The sequence below is a fragment of the Rhizobacter sp. genome, assembly GCF_035702065.1.
Taxonomy (GTDB): Bacteria; Pseudomonadota; Gammaproteobacteria; order Burkholderiales; family Burkholderiaceae_C; genus Rhizobacter.
In genome coordinates this window covers 1-10,305 of record NZ_DASSRA010000383.1, presented here as the reverse complement: position 1 = coordinate 10,305, position 10,305 = coordinate 1, and the positions used below count along the sequence as shown (strand labels likewise).

Here is a 10,305-nt window from a genome sequence, read left to right as displayed (position 1 = left end):
TGCTTCATGTCGAAGGTGAGTGTGGCCTCGGGCACGAAGTCGACCTCGAAGCCCTCGTCGGCGGCGTGGCGCGTGGTGGTCTCGCAGCACTGCTCGGTGCGGATGCCGGCGACGATGAGCCGGCTGATGCGCTGCCGATGCAGCCACACCATCAGCCCCGTGCCCACCAGCGCGCTGTGTCGGTTCTTCTGGAACTCGGCCGCGGCCTTGAAGTCGGCCAGGCCGTCGAGCGGGCGCACGTGGCCCGAGGCGAGCGAGAAGGCCTTGTCGCCGTCCACGTGCAGGATGCGCACGATGGGCACGCCGGCCGCCGCGCAGCCGGCCACCAGGGCGTTGGTCTTGGCGAGGAAAGCCGGCAGTTCGCGGTCGCTCCAGTACGGGCTGTGGCGAAACGATTGCTGGACGTCGATGAGGATCAATGCGGTGTTCATGGTGTCAGCGCTCCTGGGGTGGGATGTTCTTGATGTCGTTGGCGAAGGCGGCGTGCGTTTGCGCATCCACCGGACGGTGCTTGGGGGCCGTGCGCGCGGCGTACTGGCCGAGGTAGTTCCCGCCCTTCCAGTTGCGCGCCGGGCGCACCGGCCGCGGGCAGAAGCCGCCGCCGCAGTTGGGGCACACGTTGGCCAGTACGCGTGCCACGCAGTCGGTGCAGAAGGTGCACTCGAAGCTGCAGATCATCGCGTCGGTGGCGTTCGGCGGCAGGGGCTTCGTGCAGTTCTCGCAGTCGGGCCGCAGTTCGAGCATGGCGTTCTCCGGGTGTCGTCCAGTGTCTGAACGATAGGCGGTTCGCGCAGAACCGTCTGGACAATACACGACGGGAAACGATCAGTTCCGGACAGGCATCGAACCCGAGGCCAAACCAGCCACCGCCTGGCCTGCGGCCTCCTTCGCCTGCGCCACCACGCGCTGCTTCCATGAGGGCGTGTCGGTGTAGAAGGCGTCGCGGATCTGCTGCTTGATGCGCGGCCCGTGCGAGGCCAGGTGTTCGGGGTGGTTCGACAGCCACTGGTCGGCGCGCAGGGCCTGCAAGGTGCGCCACAGCGGCTGCGTGCCGTACTCCAACGCGATGCCGGTGTACTCGGCCTGTGGGCATTCGTCGTAGATCGCGCTCCAGATCATCCCGGTGAGTGGCGCCGAGCTGGAGCTGCCGTCGTCGATCGAGGTGATCTTGTCCCCCCACCACGCGCGGGCGCGCGCCAGGGCGGCGGCATCGGGCCGGCCGGCATGGATGCGCTCGCCCACGCCACTCTTGCCCAGGCCGGTATGCAGGTCGATCCAGGCGATGCGCTCGGCGCCTGCCCCCTGCTCGCGCAGCACGTGGCGCAGCGTGACCTGGCTCCAGGTCGGCGCACGGCCGCCGTAGAACAGGCCCTGAGGATGCCCGTACTGGCCGCCCGACACGGCGGCTTGCAAGGCACGCGGGCCGCGTCGCAGCAGGAACGAGGTCAGGGCCCAGCGCTCGCGCCAGCCGGCCGGCCAGGTGGCGGGCACCAGCGCGTGCGCGATCTCGTCGTAGCCCGGGTTGGCCGGCAGCGGGCGATGGAAATCCTGGAAGTTGCGGTTGAGGTCGACGTTCTCCTGCGTCGTGCGGCGCCACCACGAGAAGCCGTAGGGGTTGAGTGCATGCAGGTAGACGACGGCCACGCCCGCGGCGTGGGCCTGCGCGCGCCAGGCCTCGTCCAGCAGCAGGGCCACCTGGATGCCCGAGCCGCAGAAGCCTTCGACCCCGTGGCAGCCACTGCTGATCAGCAGCAGGCGCGTGGCCTCGCGTGGGCCGTCGCGCACCACGTCGAGCGCCAGCGCTTCGCCATCGCGCCCGACCAGCGGGTGCGGATGGGTCTGCACGTCGAGGTGGGCCGATTCCGCGGCCTCGAGGAACTTGGCGCGCGCGCCCGCATAGGTCTGCGCGAAGCCGGCGGAGATGTCGTCGCCCAGCGGGGCGAGCGTGTCCACGCTCAGGGGCGCGGCTGGCCCAGCCACTCGTTCGCCAGGCGCACCCACAGCGTGGCGCCCAGCGGGATCAACTCGTCGTTGAAGTCGTAGCTCGGGTTGTGCAGCATGCAGGGCCCCAGGCCGTGGCCGCCGATGCGGTGGCTGCCGTCGCCATTGCCGATGAGGAAGTAGCAGCCGGGCTTCTCGAGCAGGAAGTAGCTGAAGTCTTCGGCGCCCATGGTGGGCTCGAACTCCTGCACGTTCTCGGGGCCGACCACCTCGGCCATCACGCGGCGCGCGAAGGCGGTCTCGGCAGGGTGGTTGATGGTGGGCGGGTAGTTGCGCACGAACTCGAACTCGCACTCGGCACCGAAGGCCGCGCAGGTGTGCTCAGCCATCTCTTTCATGCGCTGCTCGAAGAGGTCGAGCAGCTCGAGCGTGAAGGTGCGCACCGTGCCTTCGAGCACGCAACTGTCGGGCACGACGTTGGTGGCCTCGCCGGCGTTCACCATGGTGACCGAGATCACGCCCGGGTCGATGGGCTTCTTGTTGCGCGAGACGATGGTCTGGAAGCCCATGATCAGCTGCGCGGCGATCGGCACGGGGTCGGTGCCGAGGTTCGGCATGGCCGCGTGCGAGCCCTTGCCGCGGATGGTGATCTTGAACTCGTTGCTGGAGGCGAAGCAGGGCCCGTTCTTGAGCGCGAACTGGCCGACCTTCATGCCCGGCCAGTTGTGCGCGCCGAACACCGCCTCCATGGGGAAGAGGGTGAAGATGCCGTCCTTGATCATCTCGCGCGCACCGCCGCCGCCTTCCTCGGCGGGCTGGAAGATCAGGTAGACGGTGCCGTCGAAATCGCGGTTCTTCTCGTTGGCGAAGTGCTTGGCCGCGGCCAGCAGCATGGCGGTGTGGCCGTCGTGGCCGCAGGCGTGCATGCGGCCCAGGTACTGGCTGGCGTGCGCGAAGGTGTTGCGCTCGGTGATGGGCAGGGCGTCGATGTCGGCGCGCAGGCCCACGGCGCGGGCGGAGTTGCCACGCGTGCCCTTGACGATGCCCACCACGCCGGTGGTGCCCAGCCCGCGGTGGATGGGGATGCCCCAGTCGGTGAGCGCCTTGGCGATCAGGTCGGCGGTGCGCTTCTCTTCGAAGCACAGCTCGGGGTGGGCGTGGATGTCACGGCGGATCGCGGTGACGGCCGCCGCGTCGGCCAGGATGGATTCGATCAGCTGCATGGCTCTCTACTCCGGAAGGAACACGGCCTCGCTGTTGGCGAGGCCGTGCAGGGAGGAAGCCAGTTTACTGACTGACTGACGTCAGGGACGCCGGGCCGCCCCAAGACCCTGACCGCACCCTCGGGGGGGGCAGCGAACGCAGTGAGCCTGGGGGCCTTGTTTCAGCGCCTGACCTTGCCGTCTTCCGTGAGCATCGACAGCTCCACGAAGCGCGAGGCCACGTGGTCGTGCGGGCCGAAGGCCACGTTGAAGCCGCCCAGGTTGGCGTTGTTGATCGACTCCATGCCGGCGATGAACGACTCGCGCGAGGGGTTCTTGCCGGCGCGCTTGAGGCCTTCGGCGAAGACCTTGGCGGCCACGTAGCCCTCCATGCTCGAATAGTTGGCGGTGGCGTCGGCACCGGCCTTGGCCACGGCCTCCAGGTACTCGCGCGAGAGCGGCGCGGTGGTCGAGAAGGGCGAGGGCATGACCTGGCTGATCATGATGCCGCGGGCCTCTTTGCCGAGCTCATCGGCGAGGGCCTGCGTGCCCACGAAGGACACGTTGTAGAAGGTGCCGCCGTAACCGGCCTTGCGCGCTTCGCGGATGAAGGCAGCCGACGACTTGTAGGCGCTGATCTGCACCACCGCCTCGGGCTTGGCGGCCACGATGTCCTTCACGGCCTGGGCCACGTTGACGGTGTTTCGCTCCACCGTGCCGGTGGCCACGGGTGTCAGGTTGGAAGGCTTGAGGGCGCGCGTCACGCCGTCGAGGCCGGCCTTGCCGTAGGCGTCGTTCTGATAGAAGACGGCGATCTTGTTCAGGCCCAGCGAGGTGAGCTGCTTGACGATCAGGGCGGTCTCGTCGAAGTACGAGGCGCGGATGTGGAACACGTTCTTGCTGAACGGGTCGCGCAGCGACTCGGCGCCGGTGAAGGGGCCGAAGAAGACGGTCTTGTTCTCGTTCACCACCGGCAGTGCGGCCAGGCAGGTGGGCGTGCCCACGTAGCCGAAGAGGGCGAACACGCTCTCCTTGGTGATGAAGCGTTCGGTGTTGGCCTTGCAGCGGTCGGGCTCGTAGCCGTCGTCCAGCGTGCGCAACTCGATGGTGTTGCCATTCACACCGCCAGCGGCATTCAGCGCGTCGAAGTAGATCTTGGCCCCCCGGTTCATCTGGATGCCCAACTGGGCGGCCGGGCCGCTGAAGGCGGCAGATTGACCAATGACGATGCGGCGATCGCTTTGCGCGAACGAAGGCAGGGACAGGGCGGCGCTCGAGGCCACCATGTGCTGGAGCAGGGTACGGCGTTTCATGATCGGGGGATGGAAAGAGACGAGGGCCAGTGAGGCCCTTGTGAGGCCTCTCCGGGGGAAAATCAGTGTAAACCCTAGGTGTTCTGTGCCCAAGCCCCACGGAGCACGCGCGCGAGGCCCCTGTGCAATAGTTCCCGCATGAACAGCATCACCGTCCGTGCCGCCTGCCCGCACGATTGCCCCGACACCTGCGCCATCCGCGTCACCGTCGAAGATGGCCGTGCGATACGCGTACAAGGCGACCCCGATCACCCGCCGACGCACGGTGCGCTGTGCACCAAGGTGTCGCGCTACACCGAGCGCAGCTACCACCCCGAGCGCGTGCTGCACCCGCTCAAGCGTGTCGGCCCCAAAGGCAGTGGTCAGTTCGAGCGTGTGAGCTGGCAGGAAGCGCTTGCTGACATCGCCGCGCGCCTCGCCGAGATCGCTGCGCGCAACCCCGAGGCCATCGTTCCCTACAGCTACGCCGGCACCATGGGTCTGCTGCAAGGCGAGAGCATGGACCGGCGCTTCTTCCACAAACTGGGCGCTTCGCTGCTCGACCGCACCATCTGTGCCTCGGCCGGTGGCGACGCGCTGGCCGCCACGTACGGCGGCAAAGTGGGCATGCACCTGGAGCACTTTGCCGAGAGCCGGCTGATCCTGATCTGGGGCAGCAACTCCATCGCCTCCAACCTGCACTTCTGGACCTTCGCGCAGAAGGCCAAGCGCGAAGGTGCCAGGCTCGTCTGCATCGACCCGCGCAAGACCGAGACGGCCGACAAGTGCCATCAGCACATCGCGCTGCTGCCGGGCACCGATGGCGCGCTGGCCTTGGGCCTGATGCACGAGCTGATCGCCCACGACTGGCTGGACCACGACTACATCGAGCGCCACACGCAGGGCTGGCCGACGCTGCGCGAGCGCGCCTTGGCCTGGACGCCCGAGCGCACGGCCGAGGTCTGCGGCATCACGGCCGACGAAGTGCGCCAGCTCGCGCGTGACTACGCGACGACGAAGCCCGCGGCCATCCGCCTCAACTACGGCATGCAGCGCGTGCGCGGTGGGGGCAATGCGGTGCGGCTGATCGCGATCCTGCCCTGCCTGGTGGGCGCCTGGCGGCACCGCGCGGGTGGCCTGCTGCTGTCGGCCTCGGGCTGGTTCCCGAAGGACGCGCAGGCCTTGCAGCGGCCCGACCTCCTGGGCGCGCGCCGGCCTCGCACCATCAACATGAGCACCATCGGGGATGACTTGCTGAAGGAGAGTTCGGCCACCTTCGGCCCCAGGATCGAAGCGCTGGTCGTCTACAACAGCAACCCGGTGGCGGTGGCGCCCGAGTCACCCAAGGTGGTGAAGGGCTTTGCGCGAGACGACCTCTTCACCGTGGTGCTCGAACACTTCATGACCGACACCGCCGACCTGGCCGACTACGTGCTGCCTGCCACCACGCAGCTCGAACACCTGGACGTTCACACCAGCTACGGCCACACCTACGCGCTGATCAACGAAGCGGCGATCGCACCGCTGGGCGAGGCCAAGCCCAACACGCAGATCTTCCGCGAACTGGCGGCGCGCATGGGCTTCAGCGAGCCCTGCTTCTCCGACAGCGACGAGACGATGGCGCGCAGCGCCTTTGCCGTTGATAAGAGCGGCAAGACCGTGGGCTTCGACGCACTGCGCGAGCACGGCTGGGTCAAGCTGCCGCTGCCCGAGGCCCCCTTCGCCGACGGCGGCTTCCCCACCGCCAGCGGCCGCTGCATGATCGACGCGCCCGGCCTGGGCGTGCCCGACCACGTGCCCAACTACGAGTCGGCGCGCTCGGCGCCCGAACTCGCCAAGCACTACCCGCTCGCCATGATCTCGCCGCCGGCGCGCAACTTCCTCAACTCCAGCTTCGTCAACGTGAAGAGCCTGCGCGACATCGAAGGTGAGCCGCTGCTCGAAATGCACGCGAGCGACGCCGCCGCGCGCGGCCTGCAAGGTGGCGAGCTGGTGCGCGTGTTCAACCAGCGCGGCGAGTACCGCTGCAAGCTCGCAGTGAGCCCGCGCGCGCGGCCCGGCGTCGTCAACGGCCTGGGCATCTGGTGGCGCAAGCTGGGTGTGGCCGGCACCAACGTCAACGAAGTCACCCACCAGCAGCTCACCGACCTCGGCCGCGCGCCGTCGTTCTACGACTGCCTGGTGGACGTGCGCGCCGTTTGAAGCGCTGGCTCTGGATGTCGCTCGCCAGCGTTGTCGGCATCGCCGCCCTGGCATTGGGCACGGTGTGCCTCACCAGCGGCTGCAGCAGCCTGGGCTACTACGCGCAGGCCACTTCGGGCCACCTCTCGCTGCTCAACCAGGCCAAGCCGGTGCCCGAGTGGCTGGCCGACACGAGTACGCCGGCCGACCTGGCCGAGCGCCTGCGCTTGAGCCAGCGCATCCGCGACTACGCGGTGAGCGAACTCAAGCTGCCCGACAACGCCAGCTACCGCCGCTATGCCGACCTGCAGCGCGGCGCCGCGGTGTGGAACGTGGTGGCTGCGCCGGAACTGAGCCTCACGCTCAAGACCTGGTGCTTCCCGGTCGTGGGCTGCGTGGGCTACCGCGGCTACTACGCGCGCGATGCAGCCGAAGCGCTCGCCACCGAGTTGCGCGCCGAGGGGCTGGAGGCCAATGTTCAGGCCATCCCCGCCTACTCCACTTTGGGCAAGCTGCCGGGCGACTACTTCAGCGACCCGCTGCTCAGCACCTTTGTCCGCTGGCCCGAAGGCGAACTCGCACGGCTCGTCTTCCACGAGCTGGCGCACCAGGTGGCCTACGCCAGCGGCGACACCATGTTCAACGAGTCTTTCGCCACCGCCGTGGAGCGCATCGGCGGGCGGCGCTGGCTGCAGCAGCACGCCAGCCTCGAAGCGCGCGTCGAGTCCGAGGCGAGCGAGTCGCGCCGGGCCGACTTCCGCCGCCTCACGCTGCAGGCGCGCGCCGAGCTCGATGCGATCTACCGCAACCCCGCGCTGAGCGACGACGACAAGCGCCGCGCCAAGGCGGAACGCTTCGCTCGCCTGCGTGCCGACTTTGCCGTGATGAAGGCCGAGCGCTGGAATGGCTTCAGCGGCTACGACCGCTGGTTCGAGACCGCCAACAACGCCTCGCTCGGGGTGCTCGCTGCCTACAACGAACTGGTGCCGCAGTTCGAGCGCCTGTTCGAGCGCGAGGGGAGCGACTTCGAGCGCTTCTATGCCGAGGTCAAGCGCATCGCCGCCTTGCCGATGGCCGAGCGCCGCGCGACACTCGGCCCCTGATCACGGAGAAGAAGATATGCCCGACATCAACATCCGCCGCGAGCACCAGCTCGGGCTCGAACAGGCCCGCAAGGTGGCCTGGGAGTGGGCCGAAGACGCCGAGAAGAAGCTCGACATGGAGTGCACCGTGATCGAGGGCGAGTTCAGCGACACGGTGGAGTTCACGCGCAGCGGCGTGAACGGCTACCTCACGGTGGCCCCCGACCACTTCGAGCTGAAGGCCAAGCTCGGCTTCCTGCTCGGCGCCTTCACCAAGACCATCGAGGCCGAGATCGAGAAGAACCTCGACGCCTTGCTGGCCAAGGGTGCCAAGCCGAAGGCGGTGGCCAAGAAGGCGGCCAAGAAGTAGTGCGTGGGCGGAGGCGGAGCGCTCAGCCTTCTTTCAGCTCGTTGATCAGGTCGATGTAGCCCTGCATCGCCTCTTCCTTCGAGGTGCCCTTGGCCATGTTCCAGGCGTCCCACTTGGCCCGCTCCACCATGTCGGTGAAGCCGGGGCGCTTGGTGTCCACGTCGCCCACGCTGCCTTGCTTGTACAGCGCGTAGAGGCGCAGCAGGGTCATGTTGTCGGGCTTCTCGGGCAGGTTCTTGGAATCGGCACGCGCTTGCTCGAACTGCGCTTGAAGATCGGCCATGGTGTTGTCTCCGTGTGGGTGAAAGTGGGCATTGACGGGGCGGATGTTACCCAGCATCTTGCGCCGGATCACTAGGGAAGGAACTCCGAAATGGCCCCAGCCGTTGAACGCATGTCGCGGGTGGACACCGCCTGGCTGCGCATGGACAACGACGTCAACCTGATGATGATCGTCGGCGTCTGGCGCATCCAGCCGGGCATTGCCTATGAGGCCTTGTGCGAGCGCGTGCAGGCCAAGCTGCTCAAGTACGGCCGCTTCCAGCAGAAGGTGGTCGAAGACGCGATGGGCGCGCAGTGGGTACGCGACGAGGGTTTCGACATCGAGCACCACGTGCGCGCTGAAGCGCTCACGCGCCGGCGCGGCCAAGGCGAACGCGAGGCCCTTCAGGAGCGGGTGGGCGAGTTGTGCACCACCCCGCTCGACCGCATGCGGCCGCTGTGGCAGTTCCACTTCATCGAAGACTACGACGGCGGCAGTGCGCTCATCGCACGCATCCACCACTGCATTGCCGACGGCATCGCGTTGATCTCGGTGATGTTGTCCATCACCGATGGCGGCATGGAGCCGCCGCCGCGCAGGCGCCCCCAGAAGCCGGGCGACGAAGAGTTCGACTGGTTTGCCGACGCCATCATGCGGCCGCTCACCGACGCCACCATCAAGGCCATCGGCCTCACCGGCAGCGGCATGGCCAAGTCGGTGGAGATGCTGGCCAACCCGCAACAGCCGCTGCAGGGCACGGTGGACATGGCGCGCATCGGCTACCAGGTGGTCTCCGATGCCGCGGCCATGCTGCTGATGCCCGACGACTCGCCCACCCGGCTCAAGGGCAAGCCCATCGGAGCCAAGCGTGTGGCCTGGGGTGAGCCGCTGCCGCTGGATGCGGTGAAGGCGATCGGCAAGGCGCTCGGGTGTTCGGTGAACGACGTGCTGCTGGCCAGCGTGGCCGGCGCCATCGGCGGCTACCTGCGCGAAACGGGTGAAGACACGCAGGGCAAGGAGATCCGCGCCATGGTGCCGGTGAACCTGCGGCCAATGGAGAAGGCCTACAAGCTCGGCAACCAGTTCGGTCTGGTGCCGCTGGTGCTGCCCATCGGCATCGTCAACCCGATCGAGCGGGTGTTCGCGGTGAAGGCGCGCATGCAGGAACTGAAGGGCAGCTACCAGCCGCTGCTGGCCTTTGCGGTGCTGGCGGTGGCGGGGCTCTTGATCAAGCCGATGCAGGATGCCTTGCTGAACATCTTTGCCAAGAAGGCGACGGCGGTGATGACCAACGTACCGGGGCCGGGGACGCCGCTCAAGATCTGCGGCTCGACGCTGGAGCAGGTGATGTTCTGGGTGCCGCAGTCGGGGGAGATCGGGGTGGGGGTGTCGGTGCTCAGCTACGGCGGCGGGGTGCAGTTCGGGTTGATCACGGATGCGCAGCTGTGCCCGGATCCGCAGAAGATCATCGATCGGTTCGAGCCGGAGTTTGAGAAGTTGTTGGTGGTGACCTTGATGTTGCCGTGGGAGTGAGGTCGACTCTTTCGCGCATCGCCAGCCGTTCGGGCTGAGGTGTCGAAGCCTTGTGCCCGCATTGCGTGGTTGGGTTCTACCTGGCTTGCTCGTCGGCGCCGGGATATGCGCCCGGCGGCGCACCTTCTTTTCTTTGCTTGCCCAAAGAAAAGAAGGCAAAAGAAAGGGCACCCTGCTCGCCGGTCGGCCTAGGGCCGACTGCTCTGCGCTGCTCGGTCTTGGGGGCTCGCGCCCAACTCACTACGCGGCCCTGGGCCGCTGCGTTCAGACAGGCGGCGCGAAGTCAGAAGACGAAGCGTGCTGGCGCACGCAGCCCCCAAGCCCTGCGCTGCTCGACGGCTCACCACGGGGCCCAAGAGAAAGCTCGCCTTCGGCATCGTGTCTCGGCTCGCTTCGCTTTGCCGAGGGTTCAAGCCGATGCGCAGCGAGGCGAGACGATGGG

At 67.7% G+C, this 10,305-nt stretch carries 10 protein-coding genes; 4 read left to right on the top strand and 6 right to left on the bottom strand.

Annotated features, from left to right (window positions below):
* The 5 genes from VFL64_RS16880 to VFL64_RS16860 all read right to left on the bottom strand — a co-directional run.
* On the bottom strand, window positions 1–431 hold a 431-nt coding region (locus tag VFL64_RS16880), incomplete at its 3' end, for a cysteine hydrolase family protein (RefSeq protein WP_489541540.1).
* Window positions 432–435: 4 nt separating this feature from the next.
* Window positions 436–744, bottom strand: a complete 309-nt coding sequence (locus VFL64_RS16875) for a DUF1272 domain-containing protein (protein WP_489541539.1) — start codon at window positions 742–744, stop codon at window positions 436–438.
* A gap of 81 nt (window positions 745–825) precedes the next feature.
* The gene (locus VFL64_RS16870; RefSeq protein ID WP_489541538.1) at window positions 826–1,953 is read right to left on the bottom strand and encodes a M14 family metallopeptidase; all 1,128 of its coding nucleotides are present in this window, start codon (window positions 1,951–1,953) and stop codon (window positions 826–828) included.
* A 2-nt stretch (window positions 1,954–1,955) separates the two neighbouring features.
* Window positions 1,956–3,164: a M20 aminoacylase family protein gene (locus VFL64_RS16865; protein WP_489541537.1), complete on the bottom strand. Its 1,209-nt coding sequence runs from the start codon at window positions 3,162–3,164 to the stop codon at window positions 1,956–1,958.
* A gap of 161 nt (window positions 3,165–3,325) precedes the next feature.
* The gene (locus VFL64_RS16860) at window positions 3,326–4,456 is read right to left on the bottom strand and encodes an ABC transporter substrate-binding protein (RefSeq protein ID WP_489541536.1); all 1,131 of its coding nucleotides are present in this window, start codon (window positions 4,454–4,456) and stop codon (window positions 3,326–3,328) included.
* Window positions 4,457–4,594: 138 nt separating this feature from the next.
* On the opposite strand from VFL64_RS16860, the gene VFL64_RS16855 reads away from it, so the two are divergent.
* From VFL64_RS16855 to VFL64_RS16845, 3 genes are read left to right on the top strand one after another with little or no spacing between them, the layout of a single operon-like run.
* On the top strand, window positions 4,595–6,637 hold the full coding sequence (locus VFL64_RS16855) for a molybdopterin-containing oxidoreductase family protein (RefSeq protein WP_489541535.1): 2,043 nt from the start codon (window positions 4,595–4,597) through the stop codon (window positions 6,635–6,637).
* 14 nt (window positions 6,638–6,651) lie between these two features.
* The gene (locus VFL64_RS16850; protein ID WP_489541541.1) at window positions 6,652–7,719 is read left to right on the top strand and encodes an aminopeptidase; all 1,068 of its coding nucleotides are present in this window, start codon (window positions 6,652–6,654) and stop codon (window positions 7,717–7,719) included.
* Between the two features lie 16 nt (window positions 7,720–7,735).
* A complete protein-coding gene (locus VFL64_RS16845; protein WP_489541534.1) occupies window positions 7,736–8,068 on the top strand; it encodes a polyhydroxyalkanoic acid system family protein in 333 nt (110 codons plus the stop codon).
* 22 nt (window positions 8,069–8,090) lie between these two features.
* Here VFL64_RS16845 and VFL64_RS16840 read toward each other — a convergent pair whose 3' ends face one another.
* A complete protein-coding gene (locus VFL64_RS16840) occupies window positions 8,091–8,351 on the bottom strand; it encodes an acyl-CoA-binding protein (protein WP_489541533.1) in 261 nt (86 codons plus the stop codon).
* Between the two features lie 90 nt (window positions 8,352–8,441).
* Here VFL64_RS16840 and VFL64_RS16835 point away from each other — a divergent pair, with 90 nt between their 5' ends.
* Window positions 8,442–9,863: a wax ester/triacylglycerol synthase family O-acyltransferase gene (locus VFL64_RS16835; protein ID WP_489541532.1), complete on the top strand. Its 1,422-nt coding sequence runs from the start codon at window positions 8,442–8,444 to the stop codon at window positions 9,861–9,863.
* The last annotated feature ends 442 nt before the right edge of the window (window positions 9,864–10,305 follow it).